Annotated in this window: 21 protein-coding genes and 1 pseudogene; 6 read left to right on the top strand and 16 right to left on the bottom strand. The window is 73.7% G+C overall.

The window, feature by feature from the left end; genetic code table 11:
- Window positions 1–140: 140 nt before the first annotated feature.
- Entirely contained in the window at window positions 141–1,190 is a 1,050-nt protein-coding gene (locus KPL57_RS65205) for an LLM class flavin-dependent oxidoreductase (protein WP_226359458.1), read from the top strand.
- A 28-nt stretch (window positions 1,191–1,218) separates the two neighbouring features.
- On the opposite strand, the gene KPL57_RS65200 is transcribed toward KPL57_RS65205, so the two are convergent.
- The 5 genes and pseudogenes from KPL57_RS65200 to KPL57_RS65180 form a co-directional block, all read right to left on the bottom strand.
- Entirely contained in the window at window positions 1,219–1,479 is a 261-nt protein-coding gene (locus KPL57_RS65200; RefSeq protein ID WP_020627336.1) for a hypothetical protein, read from the bottom strand.
- 85 nt (window positions 1,480–1,564) lie between these two features.
- Window positions 1,565–3,174, bottom strand: a pseudogene (gene serA / locus KPL57_RS65195) (phosphoglycerate dehydrogenase).
- Window positions 3,175–3,433: 259 nt separating this feature from the next.
- Window positions 3,434–4,438 carry a ketol-acid reductoisomerase gene (gene ilvC / locus KPL57_RS65190; RefSeq protein ID WP_226359457.1) on the bottom strand — a complete coding sequence of 335 codons (1,005 nt, stop codon included), beginning with the start codon at window positions 4,436–4,438 and terminating at the stop codon, window positions 3,434–3,436.
- Between the two features lie 54 nt (window positions 4,439–4,492).
- The gene (gene ilvN, locus KPL57_RS65185; protein WP_060712994.1) at window positions 4,493–5,002 is read right to left on the bottom strand and encodes an acetolactate synthase small subunit; all 510 of its coding nucleotides are present in this window, start codon (window positions 5,000–5,002) and stop codon (window positions 4,493–4,495) included.
- Window positions 4,999–6,795, bottom strand: coding sequence for an acetolactate synthase large subunit (locus KPL57_RS65180; protein ID WP_374111605.1), 1,797 nt, complete (start codon window positions 6,793–6,795; stop codon window positions 4,999–5,001). The genes ilvN and KPL57_RS65180 overlap by 4 nt, the downstream gene beginning before the upstream one ends.
- Window positions 6,796–7,220: 425 nt before the next feature.
- On the opposite strand from KPL57_RS65180, the gene KPL57_RS71640 reads away from it, so the two are divergent.
- The 4 genes from KPL57_RS71640 (at window position 7,221) to KPL57_RS65160 (ending at window position 12,294) form a co-directional block, all read left to right on the top strand.
- On the top strand, window positions 7,221–7,769 hold the full coding sequence (locus tag KPL57_RS71640; protein WP_020627341.1) for a PH domain-containing protein: 549 nt from the start codon (window positions 7,221–7,223) through the stop codon (window positions 7,767–7,769).
- A 178-nt stretch (window positions 7,770–7,947) separates the two neighbouring features.
- A complete protein-coding gene (gene ilvD, locus KPL57_RS65170; RefSeq protein ID WP_020627342.1) occupies window positions 7,948–9,789 on the top strand; it encodes a dihydroxy-acid dehydratase in 1,842 nt (613 codons plus the stop codon).
- A 68-nt stretch (window positions 9,790–9,857) separates the two neighbouring features.
- Window positions 9,858–10,856 carry an aldo/keto reductase gene (locus tag KPL57_RS65165; RefSeq protein ID WP_226359455.1) on the top strand — a complete coding sequence of 333 codons (999 nt, stop codon included), beginning with the start codon at window positions 9,858–9,860 and terminating at the stop codon, window positions 10,854–10,856.
- A 55-nt stretch (window positions 10,857–10,911) separates the two neighbouring features.
- Window positions 10,912–12,294 (top strand): NAD-dependent succinate-semialdehyde dehydrogenase, encoded by a 1,383-nt coding sequence (locus KPL57_RS65160; RefSeq protein ID WP_226359454.1) that lies wholly within the window; start codon window positions 10,912–10,914, stop codon window positions 12,292–12,294.
- A gap of 19 nt (window positions 12,295–12,313) precedes the next feature.
- Here the strand turns inward: KPL57_RS65160 and KPL57_RS65155 are convergent, their stop codons facing one another.
- From KPL57_RS65155 to KPL57_RS65115, 9 genes are all read right to left on the bottom strand, one after another.
- On the bottom strand, window positions 12,314–13,546 hold the full coding sequence (locus tag KPL57_RS65155; protein WP_226359453.1) for a glycosyltransferase 87 family protein: 1,233 nt from the start codon (window positions 13,544–13,546) through the stop codon (window positions 12,314–12,316).
- Between the two features lie 75 nt (window positions 13,547–13,621).
- On the bottom strand, window positions 13,622–14,284 hold the full coding sequence (locus tag KPL57_RS65150; RefSeq protein ID WP_226359452.1) for a response regulator transcription factor: 663 nt from the start codon (window positions 14,282–14,284) through the stop codon (window positions 13,622–13,624).
- Window positions 14,285–14,289: 5 nt separating this feature from the next.
- Entirely contained in the window at window positions 14,290–15,480 is a 1,191-nt protein-coding gene (locus tag KPL57_RS71635) for a histidine kinase (RefSeq protein WP_226359451.1), read from the bottom strand.
- Window positions 15,473–16,360, bottom strand: coding sequence for an aminoglycoside phosphotransferase family protein (locus tag KPL57_RS65140; RefSeq protein WP_226359450.1), 888 nt, complete (start codon window positions 16,358–16,360; stop codon window positions 15,473–15,475). The genes KPL57_RS71635 and KPL57_RS65140 overlap by 8 nt, the downstream gene beginning before the upstream one ends.
- A complete protein-coding gene (locus KPL57_RS65135) occupies window positions 16,357–16,959 on the bottom strand; it encodes a DoxX family protein (RefSeq protein WP_226359449.1) in 603 nt (200 codons plus the stop codon). Before KPL57_RS65135 ends, KPL57_RS65140 begins: the two co-directional genes overlap by 4 nt.
- Before the next feature lie 72 nt (window positions 16,960–17,031).
- Window positions 17,032–18,291 (bottom strand): MFS transporter, encoded by a 1,260-nt coding sequence (locus tag KPL57_RS65130; protein WP_226359448.1) that lies wholly within the window; start codon window positions 18,289–18,291, stop codon window positions 17,032–17,034.
- Window positions 18,288–19,301, bottom strand: coding sequence for a histidinol-phosphate transaminase (locus tag KPL57_RS65125; RefSeq protein ID WP_149665807.1), 1,014 nt, complete (start codon window positions 19,299–19,301; stop codon window positions 18,288–18,290). Before KPL57_RS65125 ends, KPL57_RS65130 begins: the two co-directional genes overlap by 4 nt.
- Window positions 19,298–20,536 (bottom strand): cytochrome P450, encoded by a 1,239-nt coding sequence (locus tag KPL57_RS65120; protein WP_226359447.1) that lies wholly within the window; start codon window positions 20,534–20,536, stop codon window positions 19,298–19,300. Before KPL57_RS65120 ends, KPL57_RS65125 begins: the two co-directional genes overlap by 4 nt.
- Before the next feature lie 49 nt (window positions 20,537–20,585).
- Complete coding sequence (locus KPL57_RS65115) at window positions 20,586–21,422, bottom strand: TauD/TfdA family dioxygenase (RefSeq protein WP_226359446.1); 837 nt, start codon at window positions 21,420–21,422, stop codon at window positions 20,586–20,588.
- A 163-nt stretch (window positions 21,423–21,585) separates the two neighbouring features.
- On the opposite strand from KPL57_RS65115, the gene KPL57_RS65110 reads away from it, so the two are divergent.
- The gene (locus tag KPL57_RS65110; protein ID WP_075310652.1) at window positions 21,586–22,602 is read left to right on the top strand and encodes a methyltransferase; all 1,017 of its coding nucleotides are present in this window, start codon (window positions 21,586–21,588) and stop codon (window positions 22,600–22,602) included.
- Window positions 22,603–22,613: 11 nt separating this feature from the next.
- Here KPL57_RS65110 and KPL57_RS65105 read toward each other — a convergent pair whose 3' ends face one another.
- Together KPL57_RS65105 and KPL57_RS65100 are read right to left on the bottom strand one after the other, a co-directional pair.
- Window positions 22,614–23,930: an NAD(P)/FAD-dependent oxidoreductase gene (locus KPL57_RS65105; RefSeq protein ID WP_226359445.1), complete on the bottom strand. Its 1,317-nt coding sequence runs from the start codon at window positions 23,928–23,930 to the stop codon at window positions 22,614–22,616.
- On the bottom strand, window positions 23,927–24,847 hold a 921-nt coding region (locus KPL57_RS65100), incomplete at its 5' end, for a prenyltransferase/squalene oxidase repeat-containing protein (protein ID WP_308253612.1). The genes KPL57_RS65105 and KPL57_RS65100, both read right to left, overlap by 4 nt.

Below are 24,847 nucleotides of genomic sequence, written 5' to 3'. Positions count from 1 at the left end.
CGGCCACCCACTGGGGTGGTCCCGTCCGGGTGAGGTGTGCGCCGCACGCGGTCGGAGTACCCGCGACACACGGCCGTTCCGGGGACACCGGCGCGTGTCGAGGGGTGCGACGACGGCCGCGTCGGTCACCTGTCCGGGTGATGGGGAAGAAGCGTGAGGACGGCGTCGTTGCCCCGGACGTGCCCACGCCCGACCGCCCGCTGCGTCGCCTCGGCTTCCTCACCATCGGCTCCTTCGACGGCGACGACCCACGCCCCGGACACGAGACGACCCTGGAGATGATCGCCCTGGGCGAGCGTCTGGGCTTCGACTCGGCCTTCGTCCGGCACCGTCACCTGCAGTTCGGCATCTCCTCGCCGGTCGCGGTGCTCGCCGCGGCGACCCAGCGGACCTCACGGATCGAGCTCGGGACGGCCGTGGTCCCGCTGGGCTGGGAGAACCCGCTGCGTCTCGCCGAGGACCTGGCGACCGTCGACGTGCTCTCCGGCGGCCGGCTCAACCCGGGCGTCTCGGTCGGGCCGCCGATGCAGTGGGAGCACGTGCGGGACGCGCTCTACCCGGACACTGCCGACGTCGAGGACTTCGGCCGCGAGCGGGTGTCGAGGCTGCTGCGCCTGGTCCGTGGGGAGCGGGCGAGCACCTTCTCCGGGACGGTCGGGATCGAGTCGTTCTCCGAGCGGGTGCAGCCGCACTCCCCCGGTCTGGCCGGACGCATGTGGTACGGCGCGGGCAGCGACTCCTCCGCCGTCTGGGCCGCGGAGCAGGGGCTCAACCTGCTCACGAGCAACGTGGTCCGCAGCGGCGGGGAGAGCGACTTCGCCGCGATCCAGTCCCGGCAGATCCGCGCCTACCGCGCGGCGAACCCGGCGGGACGGGTGTCGCAGGGGCTGGTCGTCGTCCCCACCGACTCCGCGACGCCTGCCCAGCGCGAGCGCTACGCCGCCTACGCCCGGGAACGCGACGCCAGGGTCGGCGTCCCGCAGGGCCCGGCCGGGCTGCTGTTCGCCCGCGACCTGGTCGGCACCTCCGCCGAGATCGCCGAGCGTCTGTGGGCCGACGCCGGGTTCCGGGAGGTCGACGAGGCGGTGTTCGCGCTGCCGTTCGGCTTCCCGCACGACGACTACGTCCAGATCGTCACCGACATCGCCGGCGCGCTCGGACCGGCACTGGGCTGGACCCCGCGCGGCTGACCCGCCCCGGCGGCCGGCCGCCCCGGGCTCAGTGCCCGGCGCGCGGCAGCGACCGGCGGGCCCGCACCCGGCCCGGCGCCTCGATCAGCCCGACGAGCGCGGCGAGGACCACGAGCATGCCGGGGCCGATCGTCATCGTCGCCGACGGCGGCCCGGTCACGATCGCCATCACCGACACGACGTAGGGCACGGTCAGCGACAGCCCGGTGACGAACCCGACGCCGAGCAGCACCAGGCACGCGACGCCGATCGCCGCACCGGCCAGCACCAGCGCCCGCAGCCAGCTCACTGGAGTACTCCCTCTCGACGTGGCGAGCGGACACGATCCCACGCCCGGCCCGGCCGGCACAGGTCCGTTCCCGCGATCCGGGACGTCAGTCGTCGAAGGAGATCAGCCGGATAGTCCGGGCGCCGACCGAGGCGCCGATCGGCTCCAGCACCGCCGGGTCGATCTGGCGGTCCACCCGCAGCAGCATGATGGCGTCGGTGCCGTCGGTGGTCTGCGAGATCTGGGCGGCCTCGATGTTGACCGCGGCCTCCCCCAGCAGCGACCCGACCCGGCCCATCACGCCGGGGCGGTCGGCGTACTCCAGCAGCACGACTTCGCCCTCGGCGCGCAGGTCGAAGTGCCGTCCGTTGATCTCGACGAGCTTCTCGACCTCGGCGCGGCCGGTCAGGGTGCCGGACACGGTGACCTTCTCGCCGTCGGGCATGGCACCGCGCAGCTGCACCACGCTGCGGTGGTTGGCGCTCTCCGGACTGGTGGTGATCTCCACGGCGACCCCGCGCTCCTCGGCGAGCTGCGGCACGTTCACGAAGGTCACCTGGTCCTCGACGACGGGGTGAACACCCCGCGCAGCGCGGCCAGCCCGAGGACCTGGACGTCCTCGCTGGCCAGCTCGCCCGCGACGTCGACGGTGACCGAGGTCGGGGTCCGCCCGGCGACGGCGTGCAGCGTGGTGCCCAGCTTCTGCACCAGCGGCAGCCAGGGCCGGACCTCCTCGCCGACGGCGCCGTGGATCTGCACGTTGACCGCGTCCGGCACGAACTCCCCGGCCAGCGCCAGCTGCACCGAGCGGGCCACGTCGGTCCCGGCCCGGTCCTGCGCCTCGGTGGTGGAGGCACCCAGGTGCGGGGTGACGACGACGTTCTCCAGCTCGAACAGCGGGCTGGACGTGGTCGGCTCGGTGACGTAGACGTCGATCCCGGCGCCACCGACGTGCCCGGAGCGGACCGCCTCGGCCAGGGCGTCCTCGTCGATCAGGCCACCGCGGGCGGCGTTGACGAGGAGCACCCCGGGCTTGGTGAGCGCGAGCTGGTCCTTGCCGATGAGCCCGAGCGTCTCCGGGGTCTTCGGCAGGTGCACCGTGATCATGTCCGCGGTGCGGAGCAGGTCGTCGAGGCTCAGCAGCTCGATGCCGAGCTGGGCGGCGCGCGACGGCGCGATGTAGGGGTCGTAGGCGACCAGCGTCATGCCGAACGCGGCGAGGCGCTGCGCGACGAGCTGCCCGATCTTGCCGAGACCGACGATGCCGACGGTCTTGCCACCCAGTTCGACCCCGCCGTAGGACGAGCGCCGCCACTCGCCGGACCGCAGCGCGGCGTCCGCCGCCGGGATGTGGCGCGCGGTCGCGAGCAGCAGCGCGATGGCGTGCTCGGCGGCGGAGACGATGTTGGAGGTCGGGGCGTTGACGACCATCACCCCGCGGGCGGTGGCGGCGGGGACGTCTACGTTGTCCAGGCCGACCCCGGCACGCGCGACGACCTTGAGCCGGCCGGCCGCGGCCAGCGCCTCGGCGTCGACCCGGGTGGCGGACCGGACCAGGAGCGCGTCGGCGTCGGCGAGTGCCGCCAGCAGGGCCGGACGGTCGGTGCCGTCGACGCGGCGGATCTCGACGCCGTCACCGAGCAGCTCGACGGCGGAGGGCGCGAGCGTCTCCGCGAGCAGGACGACGGGACGGTGGTCGGTGGCTGCGGTGCTCACGGTGTGCGAGTGCTCCCCGAGATCGGTGCGCGAACGTCGACCATCCTAGGACCGCGCGGGCCGTCGCGGACCGAGACGGACGGACGGGTCGTCGCGCGGCACACCCCGAACGCGCGAAACCCCCGCCCGGTGTCGCCGGTACGGGGGTTTCGCGTCGCCTGGTCCGGATGGGTGCGTCCGGACCCGGGCATCCGCGGGCCGTCTGGGGCCCGGGCGGATTCATCCTGCCGGACGCGTCCGGCAGAGGGTCATACGAGGGTCACTTGGCCTTCTCGCCGACCCAGCTCATCAGACCGCGGAGCTTCTCGCCGACCTGCTCGATCGGGTGCTCGGCGCCCTGCTGCTGCAGCTTGGTGTAGTTGCCGCGGCCGGCCTCGTCCTCGGCCACCCACTCGCGGGCGAAGGTGCCGTCCTGGATCTCGCCCAGGATCTTCTGCATCTCGGCCTTGACCGCGGGCATGATGACGCGCGGGCCGCGGGTGAGGTCGCCGTACTCGGCGGTGTCGGAGATGGAGAAGCGCTCGTTGGCGATGCCGCCCTCGTACATGAGGTCGACGATCAGCTTGAGCTCGTGCAGGCACTCGAAGTAGGCGATCTCCGGGGCGTAGCCGGCCTCGGTCAGCACCTCGAAACCGGTCTGGACCAGCGCGGCGGCACCGCCGCAGAGCACGGCCTGCTCACCGAACAGGTCGGTCTCGGTCTCCTCCTTGAAGGTGGTCTCGATGACGCCCGCGCGGGCACCGCCGATCCCGGCCGCGTAGGAGAGCGCGAGCGCCTTGGCGTTGCCCGAGGCGTCCTGCTCGACGGCGATCAGGGCGGGGACGCCCTTGCCGTCGACGAACTGGCGGCGGACCAGGTGGCCCGGACCCTTCGGGGCGACCATGGCGACGTCGACGTTCGCCGGGGGCTTGATCAGCTCGTAGCGGATGTTGAAGCCGTGCCCGAAGAACAGCGCGTCGCCGTCCTTCAGGTTCGGCTCGATGTCCTGGGCGTAGATGAAGCGCTGCTTGGTGTCGGGCGCCAGGACCATGATCACGTCCGCCCAGGCGGAGACCTCGGCCGGCGTGCCGACCTCGAGGCCCTCGTCGGCGGCCTTCTGCCGGGACTTGGAGCCCTCGGGCAGACCGATCTTCACCTCGACCCCGGAGTCACGCAGCGACAGCGAGTGCGCGTGCCCCTGGGAGCCGTAGCCGATCACGGCGACCTTGCGGCCCTGGATGATCGACAGGTCGGCGTCGGCGTCGTAGTAGATGTTGACACTCATGGCTCTGGGACGGTTCCTCTCAGGGGGTGTGTAGCCGTCGGCTACGCGGTCTGTCTAACGGACGGCCGCGGCGGTGATGGACCGGGGGCCGCGGCCGACGGCCACCATCCCGGACTTCACCATCTCGCGGATCCCGTAGGGCTCCAGCATGCGCAGGAGCGCGGTGAGCTTGTCGGCCGAACCGGTGGCCTCGACGGTCAGTGCCTCCGGCGAGACGTCGACCACCTTGGCGCGGAACAGCTGCACGGTCTCGACGACCTGGCTGCGCACCGTGGCGTCGGCCCGGACCTTGACCAGCAGCAGCTCGCGCTGCACCGAGGCGTCCGGCTCCAGCTCGACGATCTTGATGACGTGCACCAGCTTGTTGAGCTGCTTGGTGACCTGCTCCATCGGGAGCTCGTCCACCTCGACGACGATCGTCATCCGGGAGACGTCGGGGTGCTCGGTCGGGCCCACGGCGAGGGAGTTGATGTTGAACCCGCGGCGGGAGAACAGCCCGGAGACCCGGGCCAGCACGCCCGGCTTGTCCTCGACCAGGACCGAGAGGGTGTGGAGCTCGCTCACTTCTCGCCCTCCAGGGCCTGCTCGGTGACGTCCGCGACCGCGTCGACCGAGGCGGCCAGCTCGTCGTGCTCGAACTCCGGCCGGATGTCGCGCCGGACGTTGATCTCGTCGTTGCTCATCCCCGCGGCGACCATCGGCCACACCTGGGCGTCGGCGCCGACGACGAACTCCACGACGACCGGCCGGTCGTTGATCTCCATGGCCTGGTGGATGACCCGGTCGACGTCGGACTTGGACTCGACCCGCAGCCCCTCGCAGCCCATCGCCTGCGCGAGCATCGGGAAGTCCGGGATGCGCAGCTTGTGGGTGTTGAGGTCGGTGTTGGAGTACCGCTCGCCGTAGAACAGGTTCTGCCACTGGCGGACCATGCCGAGGTTGCCGTTGTTGATGACGGCGACCTTGATCGGGATGCCCTCGATCGCGCAGGTGGCGAGCTCCTGGTTGGTCATCTGGAAGCAGCCGTCGCCGTCGATGCACCAGACGACGGTGTCCGGCTCGCCGACCTTGGCACCCATCGCGGCCGGGACCGCGTAGCCCATGGTCCCGAGCCCACCCGAGTTCAGCCAGGTCCGCGGCTTCTCGTACTTGACGAACTGGGCGGCCCACATCTGGTGCTGGCCGACCCCCGCGGCGTAGATCGCGTCGGGCCCGGCGATCGCGCCGATCCGCTCGATCACGTACTGCGGGGACAGCGCACCGTCGCTCGGCTCGTCGTAGCCGAGCGGGTAGCGGTCGCGCAGCCCGCCGACCTGCTTCCACCAGGAGGACAGGTCCGGCTCGCCGTGCTCGGCGCGGTCGGCACGGACGGCCTCGACCAGGTCGGCCAGGACCTCCTTGCAGTCCCCGACGATCGGCACGTCGGCACGCCGGTTCTTGGAGATCTCGGCCGGGTCGATGTCGGCGTGGATGATCTTCGCCTCGGGGGCGAAGCTCTCCAGCTTGCCGGTGACCCGGTCGTCGAACCGGGAGCCGAGGGCGACCAGCAGGTCGGCGCGCTGCATCGCCGCGACCGCGGCGACGGTGCCGTGCATCCCGGGCATGCCCAGGTGCAGCGGGTGGCTGTCGGGGAACACACCGCGCGCCATCAGGGTGGTGACGACGGGCGCCCCGGTCAGCTCGGCCAGCTCCCGCAGCTCCTCGGCGGCCTCGGCCTTGAGGACGCCGCCGCCGACGTAGAGCACCGGCTTGGCCGACTCGCGGATGAGCCGGGCGGCCTCGCGGATCTGCTTGCCGTGCGGCCGGGTCGTCGGCCGGTAGCCGGGCAGCTGCAGCTCCGGGGGCCAGGAGAACGTGGTCTGCTCCTGCAGCACGTCCTTCGGGATGTCCACCAGGACCGGACCGGGCCGGCCGGTGGACGCCAGGTGGAAGGCCTCGGCGATCGCGCGCGGGATCTCCGTCGCGTCGGTCACCAGCATGTTGTGCTTGGTCACCGGCATGGTGATGCCGGTGATGTCGGCCTCCTGGAAGGCGTCGGTGCCGATCAGCGGCCGGGTCTGCTGACCCGTGATGGCCACCAGCGGCACCGAGTCCATGTGGGCGTCCGCGATCGGGGTGACCAGGTTCGTGGCCCCCGGTCCGGACGTCGCCATGCAGACCCCGACCTTGCCGGTGGCCTGCGCGTAACCGGTCGCAGCGTGTCCGGCGCCCTGCTCGTGGCGGACGAGGATGTGACGCACCTTCGTCGAGTCCAGGAGCGGGTCGTAGGCGGGCAGGATCGTCCCGCCGGGCAGCCCGAAGACGACCTCGCAGCCGATCTCCTCGAGCGAACGCACCAGGGACTGGGCGCCCGTCATGGGCTCGTCCACGATCCGCGGACCGGGGACGGCGGTGTCGGCGAGCGCAGAGGTGTGGCTACGGGACGTCGTGGTGCCGGCCGGAACGGCGGACCGGCCGGGCGGCGGGCCCGGCTTCGGGCCGGACGAGCCGGACTTGGCGGGGACGGTGGTCATCTGGGTCTGCCTCGCTGGAGATCGTGTCGATCAGATGCCGGACATGGGCTGGACATGAAGAAACCCCCGCCGCCCGGTAGCTCCGGGCGCTGCGAGGGTGAGCGCGTCGTCGTTCGAGATGGTCGAACTCAGGCGACGACGCGCCCAAGAAGTACGAGAATTCGAACGGCGAACATGCGTCGACGCTAGCACGCGTCCCACGGACGGAGTCAAACGACCCCACCCGTCCGGGCCGCCGTCACCCCGCCCCCGTTTGCCACACTGGGGTTGTGAGCAGCACCGACGACCACGCCGTCCCCGCCGACACCACCTCCGCCGCAGCACCGCGGGCCACGGCGGCGTCCCAGCAGGTGGACAGCGAGCTGGCGTGGACCCCACGGGTCCGCGACGAGGGCCGCAAGCTTCGCGTGGGCTCGCGCGCGCTGGTGTTCAAGCCGAGCCGGCTGACCATCTTCGCCATCCTGGTCGCGGTCGTCGGGTCGACGCCACTGGTGTTCAGCCTGCCGTGGTTCTGGGTCGTGCTCGTGCTGCCGGTGGCGGCGATCGCCTGGATCCTGCGGGTCCGCACCACCGTGGACCCGGAGACACTGACCGTGCGCAGCGCGTTCTCCTCCCGCACCGTGGACTGGGACGACGTGCGCGGTCTGCGGATCGGCTCGCGCTCGCGGGTCAGCGCGGTGCTGGGCGAGGACGACGACCTCGTCCTGCCCGCGGTGCACGCACGCGACCTGCCCGCGCTCTCGGTCGCCAGCGGCGGCCGCTTCGCCGACCCGGCCGCGGTGACCGAGCCGGAGGAGGACCCGGCCGAGGGTCACTGACGACACCGACGCCCGTCGCGGGGCGTACGGTTGCGGGCGATCGGCCCGCCGGCCGACGGGACGCGACCCGCCCCGCCGCCGTCGCGCCGCACCCCGGGCGGCTCGCGCCCACGCTCCGCGACGCGCCCACCGGGGTCCCCTCACGAACCACCACGGAAGACCCGGCTGGAGAAGACCGATGCCCGCCCTGCGTTCCCGCGTCACCACCCACGGTCGCAACGCCGCCGGAGCGCGTTCGCTCTGGCGCGCGACCGGCATGGGTGACGACGACTTCGGCAAGCCGATCGTCGCGATCGCCAACTCCTACACCCAGTTCGTGCCCGGCCACGTGCACCTCAAGGACATGGGTGACCTCGTCGCGGGCGCGATCAAGGAGGCGGGCGGGGTCGCCAAGGAGTTCAACACGATCGCCGTCGACGACGGCATCGCGATGGGCCACGGCGGGATGCTCTACTCGCTGCCCAGCCGCGAGATCATCGCCGACGCGGTGGAGTACATGGTCAACGGCCACGCGGCCGACGCCCTGGTCTGCATCTCCAACTGCGACAAGATCACGCCGGGCATGCTGAACGCCGCGATGCGGCTGAACATCCCGACCGTGTTCGTCTCCGGCGGGCCGATGGAGGCCGGCAAGGCGGTCGTCGTCGGCGGCGTCGCGCAGGCCCCCACCGACCTGATCACCGCGATCTCGGCGTCCGCGTCGTCGGAGGTGGACGACGCCGGCCTGGCCGAGGTCGAGCGCTCGGCCTGCCCGACCTGCGGGTCCTGCTCCGGGATGTTCACCGCGAACTCGATGAACTGCCTCACCGAGGCCCTCGGGCTCTCGCTGCCGGGCAACGGCTCCACCCTCGCCACCCACGCCGCGCGCCGCGAGCTGTTCCTGAACGCGGGCCGCACCGTGATGGACCTGGCGACCCGCTGGTACCGCGACGACGACGCCTCCGCGCTGCCCCGCAACATCGCCACCCGCGAGGCGTTCGAGAACGCGATGGCCCTCGACGTCGCGATGGGCGGCTCCACCAACACGGTGCTGCACATCCTGGCCGCCGCCCAGGAGGGCGAGATCGACTTCGACCTGGCCGCGATCGACGCGATCTCCCGGCGGGTGCCGTGCCTGTCCAAGGTCGCGCCGAACTCGGACTACCACATGGAGGACGTCCACCGGGCCGGTGGCATCCCCGCCCTGCTGGGCGAGCTGTGGCGGGCCGGGCTGCTCAACACCGGGGTGCACGCGGTGCACTCCCCCTCGCTGGAGCAGTGGCTCACCGAGTGGGACATCCGGTCGTCGGCGCCGTCGGAGACCGCGATCGAGCTCTACCACGCCGCGCCGGGCGGGGTCCGGACCACGCAGGCGTTCTCCACCGAGAACCGCTGGTCGAGCCTCGACACCGACGCCGCGGGCGGCTGCATCCGCGACATCGAGCACGCCTACTCCGCCGACGGCGGCCTGGCCGTGCTGCGCGGCAACCTCTCGGTCGACGGCGCCGTGATCAAGACCGCGGGCATCCCCGAGGACATCTGGGAGTTCGAGGGCCCGGCCGTGGTGCTGGAGAGCCAGGAGGAGGCCGTCTCGGCGATCCTCAAGAAGGAGATCAAGCCCGGCGACGTGCTGGTCATCCGCTACGAGGGCCCCGCAGGCGGGCCGGGCATGCAGGAGATGCTGCACCCGACCGCGTTCCTCAAGGGCGCCGGGCTGGGCAGGGTCTGCGCCCTGATCACCGACGGCCGGTTCTCCGGCGGCTCGTCGGGCATCTCGGTCGGCCACGTCTCCCCCGAGGCGGCCGCCGGCGGCACGATCGGCCTGGTCGAGAACGGCGACCGGATCCGGCTCGACGTCCGCGCCCGGTCCCTGGAGCTGCTCGTCGATCCCGAGGTGCTCGCCGACCGGCGCGCCAAGATGGAGTCCTCCGAGCGGCCGTGGCAGCCCGTCGACCGGCAGCGCGTCGTGTCGAAGGCGCTGCGCGCCTACGCCCACATGGCGACCAGCGCCGACACCGGGGCGGTCCGCCGCATCCCCTGATCCGCACGTCACGACGGCCCCGGTCCGCGCCCTGCGGACCGGGGCCGTTCGCGTCTAGGTTGATTGTCATGGCTACCGGAACCGGCCTCGGAATCCGTCGACTCGGCGATCTCACCGTCTCCGCCCAGGGCCTGGGCTGCATGGGCATGAGCCAGGCCTACGGCGACACCTCCGACCGCGCCGAGTCGATCGCGACGATCCACCGCGCCCTCGACCTGGGCGTCACCCTGCTCGACACCGCGAACGTCTACGGCGACGGCGCCAACGAGGAGCTCGTCGGCGCCGCGATCGCCGACCGGCGCGACCGCGTGGTCCTGGCCACGAAGTTCGGCATCACCCGCGACGCGGACGGCAACCAGGGCGCCCGGGGCGACGCCGCCTACGTGCGGCAGTGCGTCGAGGAGTCGCTGCGGCGCCTGCGCGTCGACCACATCGACCTGTACTACCAGCACCGGGTCGACCCGGACACGCCGATCGAGGAGACCGTCGGCGCGCTCGTCGGGCTGATCGAGGAGGGGAAGATCCGCCACTACGGCCTGTCCGAGTGCGGCGCGGACACCCTGCGCCGCGCGCACGCGGTGCACCCGCCGGCCGCGGTGCAGTCGGAGTGGTCGCTGTGGACCCGTGACATCGAGCGCTCCGTCGCGCCCACCTGCGCGGAGCTCGGTGTCGGCATCGTGCCGTTCTCCCCGCTGGGCCGCGGCTTCCTGACCGGCGCGATCACCTCGACCGGCCAGTTCGGCGAGGGCGACATGCGCCGCGGCCTGCCCCGCTTCTCCGAGGAGAACCTGGCCGCGAACCTCGCGATCGTCGACGCGCTGAAGGCCGTCGCTCAGCGCCGTGGGGTCACCGCCGGGCAGCTCGCGCTGGCCTGGGTGCAGAGCCGCGGGGAGCACGTCGTCCCGATCCCGGGCACCAAGCGCCGGACCTACCTGGAGCAGAACATCGAGGCGGCGACGCTGGAGCTGACCGAGCAGGAGCTCGCCGAGATCGAGGCCGCCGCACCGGCGTCCGCGGTCGCGGGCGAGCGCTACCCGGAGCACCTGCAGCGCAACGTCGGGCGTTGACCCTGCGATGACTCTGCGATGTTTGCCCGTTTCCGAGGAAGGACACCCGTCGTACATGACCTCCTACGTCACGACCAACCCCGCCACCGGGAAGACCGAGAACGAGTTCCCCGAGCTCACCGACGCCGAGGTCGGTGACACCCTGCGCCGGGTCACCGAGGCGTTCCCGTCCTGGCGTTCGACCCCGGTCGCGGACCGGGCGCAGATCCTGGTCCGGGTCGCCGAGGCCTACGAGGCCCGCCGTGACGAGCTCGCCACCCTGATCGCGACCGAGATGGGCAAGCCGGTCCGGGAGGCCGCGGGCGAGGTGGCGCTGGCGGCGTCGATCTACCGCTGGTACGCCGAGCACGGCCCGGAGCTGCTGGAGCAGGAGACGCTCGACCCGCAGGGCGCCGCGGAGTCGGTGGTGCAGACCGCGCCGGTCGGGCCGCTGATCGGCGTCATGCCGTGGAACTTCCCCTACTACCAGGTGGCGCGCTTCGTCGCGCCGAACCTGATGGTGGGCAACACGATCGTCCTCAAGCACGCCCCGATCTGCGCGGCCTCCGCCGCGGTGATGGCCGAGATCTTCCACGACGCCGGCGTCCCGGCCGACGTCTACGTCAACGTGTACGCGACCAACGACCAGATCGCGGAGATGATCGCCGACCCGCGGGTGCGCGGGATCTCGCTGACCGGCAGCGAGCGGGCCGGTGCCGCGGTCGCCGAGACCGCGGGCCGGAACCTGAAGAAGGCCGTGCTGGAGCTGGGCGGCTCGGACGCCCTCATCGTGCTCGACGACGCCGACATCGCCCGCACCGCGAAGGTCGCCGCCCGGGCCCGCCTGATGAACGCCGGCCAGGCCTGCAACTCCCCGAAGCGGATGATCGTGCCGAACGACAAGGTCGAGGAGTTCGTGTCGGTGCTGGTCTCGACGTTCGAGTCGACCGAACCGGGCGACCCGACCGACCCCGGCACCCGGCTCGGCCCGCTGTCCTCGGTCACCGCCCGCGACGGCGTCGCCGAGCAGGTGCGTCGCGCCGTGGAGCAGGGCGCCACCCTGCACACCGGCGGCGACGTCGTCGACGGCGACGGCGCCTTCCTCCGCCCCGCGGTCCTGACCGGCGTCACGAAGGACATGGACGCCTACTCCGAGGAGATCTTCGGCCCGGTCGCGGTGGTGTACGGCGTCGACTCCGTCGACGAGGCCGTCACCCTGGCCAACGACGTGGACTTCGGGCTCAGCGGATCGGTGTGGAGCACCGACGTCGACCGCGCCCGGGAGGTCGCCGACCGGCTCGAGGTGGGCATGGCCTACGTCAACGAGCACGGCACCACGCTGCCCGGACTCCCCTTCGGCGGGGTGAAGCGCTCCGGCTTCGGCCGCGAGCTGGGCCGCTGGGGCATGGGCGAGTTCGTCAACACCCGGCTGCGCCGCACGGCCAAGGCCCGCGACTGAGCGCTCGCCGAGAGGCACCTCAGGGCTGTCCGCGGGCGCGTCGGGCAGCCGTGGGGTGCCTCTCGGCGACCGTGTCCCGGCGCAGGGACCACGCGATCGCGACGAGCACGGCGAGTCCCCAGAGCGGCAGATGGGCGGCGACCAGCTGGTCCGGCACACCGCCGCTCCCGTTCCGGACCAGCCAGTGGGGCCCGATCGCGAACAACGGCACACCGGCGAGGAGCACCCCGCACAGCGCTCGGGAGCGGCTCCGCCGCGCGTGCTCGACCAGGACCGGCCCGAGGGCCAGGACCCAGACCCAGTGATGCGACCACGAGATCGGTGAGACCAGCGTCCCGGCGACGGCCAGTACCGCAGCTCCCACCAGCGGGGACCCCTCCCGTACGCATCGCCGGGCCAGGACCAGCGCGGCCGCGCCCACCGCGGCGGCCGCCATGCACCACAGGCCGATTGTCACCGGGCCGGTCGCACCGGACCGGACCAGGATCCCGCGCAGGCTCTGGTTGTCGACGTAGCCGAGATCGAGCGGGATCCCCACCCCGCTGAGCCGGCCCGGCCAGAAGGCGACCGAGTCCGCCGGAGCGAGCACCGCACCGAGCACGATCGACGTCGCGAAGGTGGCCAGCGCGACGACGGCCCCCCGGCGGTCGCCACGCAGGACCAGCCAGACCACGAAGACCAGCGGCGTCAGCTTGACCGCCGCCGCCAGCCCGATCGGCACCCCGCGCCACCGGTCCCAGAACGCGCCCCGGGCGAGCAGCCCGGCAGCGACCAGCCCGACCAGCACGATGTTGACCTGGCCGAGGAACAGCACCAACCGGACCGGGTCGGTCAGCAGCACCACCGGAGTCGCCGCTGCGAGCCAGCGCGCCCGGACCGGTCGGCCCACCGCGCGCTGCATCGCCGCACCCACGACCGGCACCAGCGCGGCCGACACCACGGTCAGCAGCGTGGCCGCGAGCGGCATCGGCACCGACGCGAGTGGGACGAACAGCACCGCCGCGATCGGCGGGTACACGAACGGCAGGGACTCGCCGTAGCCGGTCGGGAACACCTCGGTGTAGAGCGGCCGCCCCGTGCGCCACGCCTGGGCCGCCTGGCGGTACACGTCGAGGTCGATCCGGTACTGGGCCGTCCACCCGGTCGACAGGAGCCCGATTCCCTCGACCCCGTGCAGGAACAGGAAGACCACGCCCACCGATGCGGCGAACGACGCGAGCGGCAGCACCGGTCCGTGGCGCGAGAGCAGCATGACGGCACGGTCCGGTGGTGGAGGGGGGCGAGGCGTCACCCCGGGGCGGGAACCCCGTCCGGCTCTCCAGGGGGATCAGCGCCCCGGTTCGACCAGTCCGCTCTCGTAGGCGACCACGACGGCCTGGGCCCGGTCGCGCAGGTGCAGCTTGGCGAACAGCCTCCCGACGTGCGACTTGACCGTCTCCTCCGCGACGACCAGGTCGGCGGCGATCTCGCGGTTCGACAGGCCGCGGGCGATCAGCCGCAGCACGTCCCGTTCACGGGAGGTGAGTGCGGCCAGGCGTGCGGTCTCCGCGCGTGACGGCGGGCGGTGGGCCGCGAACCGCTCGATCATCCGTCGGGTCACCGACGGCGCCAGCAGTGCGTCGCCGGCGGCGACCGTGCGCACCGCGGTGGCGAGCACGTCCGGCGGGGCGTCCTTCAGCAGGAACCCGCTCGCCCCGGCACGGAGCGCCTCGTAGACGTAGTCGTCGACGTCGAAGGTCGTCAACACGACGACACGGGGGCGATGGTCACGCGCGTCCGCCAGCAGCTCCCGGGTGGCCGCGATGCCGTCGAGGACCGGCATCCGGACGTCCATCAGGACCACGTCGGGACGACGGTCCCGGACGACGGCGACCGCCTCCCGTCCGTCGGCCGCCGCGCCGAGGACGGTGATGTCCGGTTCCGCGTCCAGCAACGCCGCGAAGCCGGCACGCACCATGGCCTGGTCGTCCACCACCACGACACTGATCACGTCGTTCACCACGGCAGACGCGCCCGGACGACGAACCCGCCGTCGTCGGTCGGACCGCTCTCCAGCGTCCCGCCGAGCAGACGGGCACGCTCGGCCATGGCACGCAGCCCGGTCCCCGCCCCGGGTGCCGGCACGGGCGGTGCGGGCGGGCGGTCGTTGGTGACCTCGACGCACACCGGTCCGCCGGGCGTCGCGGTGACCCGGACACCGATCGCGGCGCCCGTCGCGTGCCGGACGGCGTTGGCCAACGCCTCCTGCACGATCCGGTGTACCGAGACGGCAACGACGTCGGGGACGTGGTCGCCACCGTCCACCTCGAGGGCGACCGGGCAGCCGACTCCTCGGGTGGCCTCGACCAGGGCCGGCAGGTCGGACAGGCCGGGCTGGGGCGCGTTCCCGGCCCGGTGCGGATCGTCGTCCGGGTCGTCGTCGCGCAGCACTCCGACCAGGCGACGCATGTCGGCGAGAGCGGACCGGGACAGGGCGGCGAGCTCGTCGAACTCGACGGCGGCCGCATCGGGGACGCCCGGGATGCGTCGGGTCGCGCTGGCCGAGCGCACCGCCAGGACCGACAGGTGGTGGGCGACGACGTCGTGCAGCTCCCGCCCGATACGGTCCCGCTCCGTCCGGAGTTCCCGCCTCCGGAGTTCCTGCTGCTCGTCCGCGAGTGCCGACCACCGGTCCCGGCTCCGGATCCCCACCGCGGCGGCCAGCAGCATCGAGACGATCCAGAGTACGGCGAGCTGCCACCAGGGGCCCGCCCATTGCCCCGAGCCCAGCGAGACGACCGTCCGGAGTGCCGCGGCGAGCGCCATCAGGCCCCCCAGGACGGCCGTGCTCCGCGGCCGCAGCGCCGACGCCGCGACGAGCAGGATCGCTGCCTGGGAGAGGTGGGTGTCCACCATCCAGGGAGGCGGTGCACCGCCGGGTCCCGGCCACGGAAGCTGCAGGAGCACCGTGACCGCGAGCGCCCACCCCGGGCGGTCTCCGGCCACCACCAGGGCGAGCGCGAAACAGACCGCCCGCACGAGCAGCAGAATGTCGTCGAGCTGCAGGAAGGAGACGACGGCCAGGGCCGCCACGCCCAGTGCCGCCGGCAGGAACGGCCATCGCGGCCAGACCCGGCGGCCGCTGTCCGGCCACACCGGCATCCGCGCCGACCGCACGTCCGCCCACAGGCCGCCCACGTCACCCACCCACGATCGCGCCGAACTCGTCCAGCGCCGCGGTCACCACGGCGATCATCGAGGTGGCCCGGTCCGCCGGCTGGTGATCGGCGGCGAACGACAGGTACTGCACGTGGGCCTGGGCTCGCGCCCACGCGGTCTCGGCAGCGACCATCGCGGGCGGGTCCGGTGCACCCAGAGCGGCGTGGAGCGCGTCCCGGTAGACCGCGGGGACCGGCGCCGCCGGTGCGTCGGCGGGCCCGTCGGCGGGCGGCGCGGTGAGCACCACCACGTCGAGCGACCCGGCCGCGACGCGGGCGTTGCCCCAGTCCAGCAACGTCGCCCCGGACGGGCCGACGAGGACGTTCCCCCGGTGTGCGTCGCCGTGGCACAGGGTGCGGGGCAGGACGCGCAGCGCGGTGCGGGCGCGCTCGTCGTCCGCCCACCTCGCGACGAGGCCCGCCCCGTCGTGCCCGGCGGCGCGCAGGCGCTCGGCGGCGTGCCCGCACCGGGCCGCCCACCAGGAGTCGTCGACGACGGGGACGCCGCGTGGGCGGTTGCGCCGCCAGTGCGCGTGCACCAGCGCGAGGGTGCGCCACACCTCGTCGGGGACGGGGGCGTCGTCGGGCAGCGGGGTCCCGTCGACGTGCTCCAGCAGCACCCAGCCGTCGCCGGAGGCGAGCAGCCGCGGGAGCCGCACGGGGCCGTTGACCACCGCGACGGCGCGCAGCGCGGCGGCCTCGACCGCACCGGTCCGCTTGAGGACGACCGCGGTGCCGTCGTCGAGGTCGATCCGTTCGGCACCGCCGGAGCCGTATCCGCCGCTCAGCGGGGTCCGGTCGCGGACCGCGACCGTACGCCGGCGGCGCCGGGCGAGCGGGCCCAGCCAGGCTTGGTCGGGGACGGTCACCGCCGCAGCACGAACAGGACCAGCAGCGCCACCGCGACGCCCACGACCAGCGACAGCACCGCCCACGGCAGCGGGCGGCGCTGGTAGGTGCGTCCGGCGTCGAGCGCGATCCGCCCGGCCCCGGCGAACACCAGCGCCGCGGCCCCGGCGCCGAGCAGCAGGTCCAGCTCCAGGGAGTTCGCGCCGTCCGAGGCGAACAGCGGCACGCTGGTCACCGGCACGAGGGCGACCGTCACCGCGACGATCTTCGTGGCCAGCAGGCCCGCCGCGGCGAACGGGGTCAGCAGTCCCAGTACGAGCAGCACACCGAACACCAGCTGGCCGACCGCGAGCACCCAGGCCAGCGGCCCGGCGAACGCGACGAACCCGGCATCGGCGAGTGCGGCGGCGCTCGCGTCGAGACCGATGCCGCCCGCGACGCCGAAGAGCTTCCGCGCACCGGCCGCGGCGAACGAGGCGCCGACGACCAGGCGCAGCACGAGCAGCCCGATGTCGGAGGAGACGTGCGCGGGCACCGGCAGCCGCTCCGGCCGGGTCGGCTCCGGCGGTGCGTCGCCGGAGATGTTGCCCCAGTCGTAGTGCTGCGTGGGCCCGCTCATGGCGCCGGACCCTACCGGGACACCGGTCGTCTCCCCCGGCGCCGCGCGCGCCGTGAGCGGCGCCGGGGCCGCTCAGCGCACCGACCGGACGAACATCACCGTCACGACGGCCGCCGCCACCAGCCCGGCCGCGACCGTGTACAGCAGCGGGTAGCTGTCGCCGGAAGCAGCCAGCACCGAGACCGCGACCACCGGTGCGAGGGACTGCGAGACCGTCCCGGCGACGTTGTACAGCCCCAGGCCGAAACCGCCGTGGGCGTCGCCCTCCGGGAGCACCTCGGTCGCCAGCGCGAGGTCCACCGCCAGGAAGACGCCGTAGGCGACGAACCCGACCGAGGCGCCCAGCACGAACGTCGTGACGTCCTGCGCCAGCGCGATCAGCAGCATCGACACCGCGAACAGCGCCGCCGAGCAGCCCACCAGCACCCGGCGCCTGCCGAGCCGGTCGGACAGCCAGCCGGCCAGCGGGGCCACCACGAGCTTCAGCACGGCGCTGAGCGTGCTGTTCAGCGCCACCACCGAGGTCGCGACCGCGACGGTCACGCCCAGGTGGTCGGTCAGGGTGTAGAGCTGGAAGTTGAAGAAGATGTAGTAGCCGGTGAGCAGCAGGAACCGGCCTGCCCAGACGAACCCGAAGTCGCGGTAGCGCGCCAGCTGGGCGAGGCGCTCGCGCCACGGGACGCCCCCGGCCGGGGCGCGCGTCCCGGGTCCGGCCGACCGGTCGGGCAGCACGACGAGCAGCGCCGCGGTCGTCAGCACCGCGAACGCGGCCGGGCCGAGGAACAGCGCGACCGGCTGGTTCCCCAGCCAGACCGCGCCCCAGGTCCCGGCGCTCAACCCGGCCTGCAAGGCGACCCCGATCCAGCCGGAGACCCGGCCGCGCCGATCCGGCGGGACCTGGTCGGCGAGCACCGCGAACAGCGCCGAGAACGCCAGGTTGAGGAACAGCGACGCGATCGACCAGCCGAGCACCATCCCCCAGCGCTCCGGCACCAGCGCGATCACCAGCAGGCCCACGACCCCACCCAGCAGGCCCAGCACCAGCCACGGCCGGCGACGGCCCCAGCGGGAGACGGTGCGGTCGCTGAGCCAGCCGCCCAGCGGCTGGGCGACCGAGGCGAACACCGTGCCGATCGCCAGGGTGGTGGCGAGGACGGCGGTCTTCTCCTCGCCGTAGAGCTGCTGGGCGCGCAGGGCGAGCGTCACCGCCACCGGGGTGGCCGTCGTCGCCATCAGCCCGGCGAACGCGAGGAGGTAGAACGGCATGAACAGCCGCGACGTCCGAGGTGCCGGCGCGGCGGTCTCCTGCCGGGTGCCCGGGCTGGTGGTCACGGCGCGGTTCCGTCCGGAGCGGGGTCGAAGCCGGCGGCCGCGGCGAGGACGGCGTCGTTCGCCGGGGGAAGGCCGGTGCTGACCCGCACCCCGAGCCCGTCCTGGTCGCGGACCGCGATCCCGGCGGCGGCGAGGTGTTCCACGAACGCTCGGCTGCGCCCGCCGAGGCGGACCCACACGAAGTTGCCGCCGCTGGGCGGCACGTCGAAGCCGAGCGCCAGCAGTCCGTCGCGGACCCGGTCGCGTTCGGCGGCCACCGCACGGCACTGCTCGCGCATCCGGTCCTCGGCGTCCATAGCGGCCAGCGCGGCCGCCTGGCCGAGGGTCGGCACCCGGTAGAACGGCGTGCTGGGCCGGATCGGTGCGGTGACCCGCTCGGCGGCGACGAGGTAGCCCACCCGCAGGCCCAGCAGCCCGTGCGACTTGGAGAAGGTGCGGACCACCACGACCCGGTCGTCGTGCGCGGCCAGGCCGAGCACGTCGGCGACCGCGTCCGGGTCGGCGAACTCGCGGTAGGCCTCGTCGACGAGCAGCAGGACGTGCGGGGGCAGGTCGTCGAGCAGCTGCTGCACCGCCGCGGTGCCGAGTACCTCACCGGTGGGGTTGTCCGGGTTGCAGAGCACCACGACACGGGTGTCGTCGGTGACCGCCTTCGCCACCCCGGCGAGGTCGCTGCCGTCGGGGCCGTCCGGCACGGCGACGGCCGTCGCGCCGGTGTTGCGGATCAGCAGCGGGTACATCGCGAACGACGGCGCGGTGTGCACGACCGTCGTCCCCGGGGTGCAGTGCGCGGCGAGGAACTGCTGGAGCAGCGCGCCCGATCCCGCGCCCGCGACGACCCGGGCCGCGGGCACCCCGAGCCGCCGGGCGATCTCGGCGGTGAGGCCGTCGGACAACGCGTCGAGGGTGTGGCCGATCGTGTCCAGCGACCCGGTCAGCGCCTCGCGCACCCCGGGCAGGACGGGCCAGTGGTTCTCGTTGAAGGACAGCTGGTGGACGACGGGGGTCACGCTCGTCGCTCCTGTTCCTGGTCGGGGGTGGGGCCCAGCAGCACAGGGAAGGTCCGCGGGGCGTGGACGTGCACGCTGCGCCGGAAGGTCAGCTCGTCCTCCGCCGCGGTGGCCCGCAGCTGCGGGAACCGGCCGAACAGCGCGGTGAGCGCCACGTCGGCCTCCAGCCGCACCAGCGCCGCGCCGAGGCAGCGGTGGATGCCGTGGCCGAAGGCGACGTGCCCGGCGGTGTCCCGGTCGGGGTCGAGCCGCGTCGGGTCGTCGAACCGGCTCGGGTCACGGTTCGCGGCCCCGGTGGACAGGGTCACCGACGCGCAGCGCGGGATCGCCGTCCCACCGATCTCCATGTCCTCGGTCGCGAAACGCAGCGAGGCGTTCAACGCCGGCGACGCCCACCGCAGCAGCTCCTCGACCAGCGCGGGGGCCGTCTCCGGCGAGGCGAGCCGCCGCCGGGCGTCCGGCTCGGTCAGCAGCACCCGGACACTGTTCGTCACGAACACCGCCGTCGTCTCGTGCCCGGCCATGAGCAGCAGCATCGCCATCGCGACGATCTCGATGTCGGAGAGCTGCTCGCCGTCCTCGGAGGCGGCGATCAGGCCGGAGAGCAGGGCCTCGTCGGGGTCGCGGCGTCGCGCGGCGACCAGGCCGCCGAGATAGTCGGCCATCTGGTTCGACGCCCGGACCAGCTCCGGCTCGGGGCACTCGTCGATCAGCACCGTCGACCAGTGGGCGAAGTCCTCGCGGTCCAGCTCGGGGACCCCGATCAGCTCGCAGATGACCTCCATCGGCAGCGGGATCGCGTACCGGCCGACCAGGTCGACCGGCTCGTCGGCGGGGAGCGCGTCGAGCAGGTCGTGGGCCAGCTTCTCGACCCGCGGCCGCAGCGCCGCGATCCGCCGGGCGGTGAACGCCTGGGTCACCAGCCGGCGCAGCCGGGTGTGCTCCGGCGGGTCGAGCGAGGTCAGCATGTGCGACATCGGGGCGGGCAGCCCCGGCGGTGCCGCGGCGCGCTCGGCGGGCGGCAGCGACGCCCGCCAGTCCTTGGCGAGGCGCTCGTCGGCCAGCCCGGCCCGGACGTCGGCGTAGCGGGTGACCAGCCAGGTCGGGCCGGTCTCGAAGGTGACCTCGCGGACCGGGCAGTCCCGGCGGGCCCCGGCCAGTGCGGTGTGCGGGTCACGCCAGTAGGTCTCGAGGAACTCCTCGGACCCGGCGCTCGTGGTGGTCGTCTCGCTCATGGCGGTCTCCCCTGCTGCGGTGCCGGTCGGTTCGTGCCGGTCGTGCCGGTCAGTCGTTGACGGCCGTCGCGCTCATCCCGGCGGCCTGGTGGTGCGGCCAGCGCGCCGGCTCGCCCTTCGGGTGGTCGCCGAGCACGGTGACGCGGCGGCCGACCCGGCGGCCGGTGTAGTCGTTGACGGCGTAGTGCTGGGTGGCCCGGTTGTCCCAGATCGCGACCCCACCCTCGCTCCAGCGGTAGCGGCAGACCCGCTGCGGGCTCTCGGAGACGTCGAAGAGGTGGGTCAGCACCGCGGTGCTCTCCCCCGGGGTCAGCTGCGGGATGCGCCGGGTGAACATCCGGTTGACGTACAGCGAGCGCCGCCCGGTGTCCGGGTGCACCCGGACGACCGGATGCTCGGCCTCGCTGCGGTAGGAGCCGTTCGGGTGCTCGAAGACGTGCAGCGCGGTGAGCCCGTCGAGCAGCTCCCGCAGCGGGGCGGACAGCGCCTCGTAGGCGAGGTACTGGTTGCTCCACATGGTGTCGCCGCCGACCTCGGGGCCCTGCACGATCTGCAGCACCGACGCGATCGGCGGGGTCTGGGAGAACGTGACGTCGGTGTGCCAGACGTCGGACTTCGCCCCCTGGTCGGAGTCGAGGACGACGATCTCGTCGTGCCCGTCCAGCTTCGGCAGGAACGGGTGGACCTCCAGTGGGCCCAGCCGCCTGCCGAACGCCTCGTGGTCGGCCGGGTCGAGACCGGCGTTGTCGGGCAGGAAGAGCACGAGGTGGTCGAGCAGGAGCCGGTACAGGTGCGCGAACACCTCGTCGTCCACGTCGGCGAGCGCGAGCCCACGCACCTCGGCCCCCAGCGCTCCGGAGACCGGACGGACGTCGAGCGAAACCATGTGAAAACCTTTCCGTACGCATTGTTCGACCGCCGTACCGCGCCGGCGGAATCGGTCGGGGAAATGCTGTGTCGAATTGTCACGGACCCTTGTCGGAATCCGCTCCGAACTGCCATCGTCAGTGGCGGACCGACTTCCCCTCCCGTTCGTCGAAAGGAACTCCGTGACCAGTCCGACCACGCAGGACGGCACCGCCGCTCTCGCCGCACTCGTCGACCTGGCGACCCCGTTCGCGGTGCGTACCGCGGTCGCCCTGCGGCTGCCGGAGCTGGTCCGGGACGGTCGCACCGACGCCGGTGAGCTCGCCGCGGCCTCCGGTGCCGATCCCGACGCGCTCGTCCGGCTGCTCCGCCATCTCGTCTCGGCCGGACTGTTCGCCGAGCCCGCGCCGGGCCGGTACGCGCTGACCCCGGTCTCCGAGGCGTTGCTGGACGACCGCAACGCACTGCTGCGTGCCTGGCTCGACGCCGACGGGCCCGGCCTGCGGATGGACCTCGCCTACGGCGGGATGCTGCACGCGGTCCGCACCGGCCGCTCGGCCTACCCCGCGGTGCACGGCCGTGAGTTCTGGGCGGACTACCGCGCCGACGAGCGGCTGCGCCTGTTCTTCGGCGCGACGATGGCCGGCTTCGCCTGGCAGACCGGTCCCGAGGTCGCCGCCGGGTACGACTGGGCGCCGGTCTCCTCGGTGCTCGACGTCGGCGGCGGCACCGGGGCGCTGCTCCACGCGGTCCTGTCCGCCCACCCGCACCTGCACGGCGCCGTGCTCGACCTGCCGGAGGTCGCCCCGGAGGCCGAGGAGTTCCTGTCCGGGGCCGGGCTGGGCGAGCGGGCCCGCTTCGTCGGCGGCAGCTTCCTGGAGCCACTGCCCACCGGCTACGACGTGCTGCTGGTGTCCCGGGTGCTCACCGACTGGCCCGACGAGGACGCCGTCCGGATCCTGCGCCGCTGCGCCGAGGCCGTCGCGCCCGACGGCCGGGTGCTGGTGGTCGAGGTGCTGGCCGGGGAGGAACACGCGAAGAACAACGCGTCGTTCGACCTGCAGTCGCTGACCCTGCTGGGCGGCCGGGAGCGGGCACCGGAGGCCTTCGACGTCCTCGCGGCCGAGGCCGGTCTGGTCGCCCGGGGTCGCCGGGACGGCGCGAACGGTCTGGTCGTGCTGGAGTACGCCAGGGCGTGAGGTCCGTGCGGTCATCGGGCCGCAGCACCCGACCCGCGGACCGTCCGGGCCCAGCCGGGCAGCCGGGCGGCCCGCGGGTCGGGTAGCAGCCCGATCTGGTGCAGGCGGTCCACCGGGGTCAGGCGCCGGATCCCGAGTCCGGACATGGTGTGCATGACCTCGTGCCGGATCCGGTCGTTGGCACCGGTCCCGGTCAGCGCGCGGTCCCCGATCCAGGACCGTCCGGTGATCATCCGGGCGGCGTTGTGGCTGGTCCGGCCGACGTGGTGCAGGTCGTGGCGGCGTGCGGTGTCGTAGCGGCGCAGCGCGTGGTCGACGACGTCGGCCTGCAGCGAGCCGCCCTGCCGGAGCATGGCGGCCAGGGTGTGTGCGTCGGCGATCGAGCTGTTCATGCCCTGCGCCGCCATCGGGTGCACCAGGTGTCCGCTCTCCCCGACCAGGGCCAGCCCCGGCACCGTCAGCGCCGGCGCGAGTGCCCGGGACACCGGCAGCACCTGACGGTCCGCGACGCCCGCGCGGAACGCCTCGGCCACCGGGTCGAGCCCGGGGCAGCCGCGCAGCACCCGGCCGCTCCAGGCGCGGAGCCCGTCCGGCCCGAGCCCGCGCAGCTCGTCCGCGGCGACCTGGACGTACAACCGCACCCGGCCCCCCGGGAGCGGGTACCGCAGCCGCAGCCCGCCGTCGGTCACGTAGGCGGAGAAGTCCGGCGGGACGGTGCCCGCCAGCTCGAAGGCGGCGAGCCGGTGCGGGTAGTCGGAACGGGGCGCGGTCAGCCCGGCCTCGCGCCGCAGCCGCGAGGAGACGCCGTCGGCGGCGACGACCAGCGCGGCCGTGACCGCGGTGCCGTCGCACCGGACGCCGGTGACGCGGTCACCGGTCCGGACCAGGCCCTCGGCCAGCGCCCCGCGCCGCACCTCGACGCCAGGGGGCAGGGAGTCGTCGAGCGCCCGCAGGATCGTCGGGTAGTCGTGGGCCAGCAGCCAGGGCTGCGGGGTGGGCAGGTGCCCGTAGTCCAGCCGCATCCGGGGCGTCCCGTCGGCGGCCCGGGCGACCAGGTGCTCCAGCCGCAGCGCACCCGCCGCCTCCAGCCGGTCCGCCACGCCCCACTCCCGCAGGATGCCGAGGGATCCCGGCTGCAGCACCTCGCCCTTGGCGACCTGCTGCGGCTCCGGGCGCTTCTCCAGCACCAGAACCCGGTGCCCGAGCCTGCCCAGCGCGCAGGCCGCGGACAGACCGGCCACCCCGGCGCCGCACACCACCGCGTCGTACTCGGTGTCGTACTCGGTGTCGTAGTCGGTGTCGCAGTCGGCGTCGTGTCCGTGGCTCACGTCAGGGCCTTCCGGTAGCGGCCGAGCGCGCGCAGCGCCATCCCGTGGGTGAATCCCGGGTTGGCGTAGCGGCTGACCCGGCGGACGTACTCGTGCACCGGCTCGGCCGGCCAGCCACCGTCCGGCAGGCGGGCCGCCAGCAGCCACCGCACGGCCGGTTCCACCTCCGCCGGGGCCGCACCGGCGGCGAGCAGTGCCGCGACCGCCCAGCCGGTCTCCTCCACGGTTCCCGGGGCGCCGTGGCTGTCGCCCCAGGACCCGTCGGGGTTGCGGGTGCGCTCCAGCAGGGTCCTGGCGCGGACCGCGGGCCCGTCCCCGCCGCGGCCGCAGCGGGCGAAGGTCTCCAGCACCGCGGCGGCGCCCATCGTGTGCTCGCGGTACCAGACCGACTCGAAGCCACCACCGGGCAGCTGGGCCCGGCCCAGCCAGCGCAGCGCGCGGCGGACCCGCCGGTCGTCGGCCGGCACCCCGGCGTCGAGCAGGGCGTCGAGCGCCTGCGCGGTCGTCGTCGGGCAGGGGCCGCTGTTCGCGACCCTGGTGTTGCGCACGCACAGACCCCAGGAGCCGCGGGAGTCCTGCCGGTCGGTGAGCCAGCCGACTCCCTCGGCGACGGCGGCGTCCTGCACGGTGCCGGGGAGCCTGCTGAGCACGGACACGATCTCGCCCGTCTCCAGCACGGCGGGCCAGCCGCGCCCGGCGGTCCAGCCCCAGAAGCCGGGCGGGCAGCCGAAGGCGAGGAAGGGCCGGTGCTGTTGCAGGCCCAGCAGTGCGTCCCGGGAGGCGACCAGGCGCTCGTCGTCGCCGTAGCCGGCCTCGACCAGGCCCCGTACCGCGTACATCGTCCAGGCCGCGTCCAGCGGGGTCGTGGCCCACGAGCCGTCCGGGTGCATGGACCGGCGCAGCCAGCCGACAGCGGC

This window comes from Pseudonocardia sp. ICBG601, from assembly GCF_020496245.1.
This window is presented reverse-complemented; position numbering and strand designations above follow the sequence as displayed.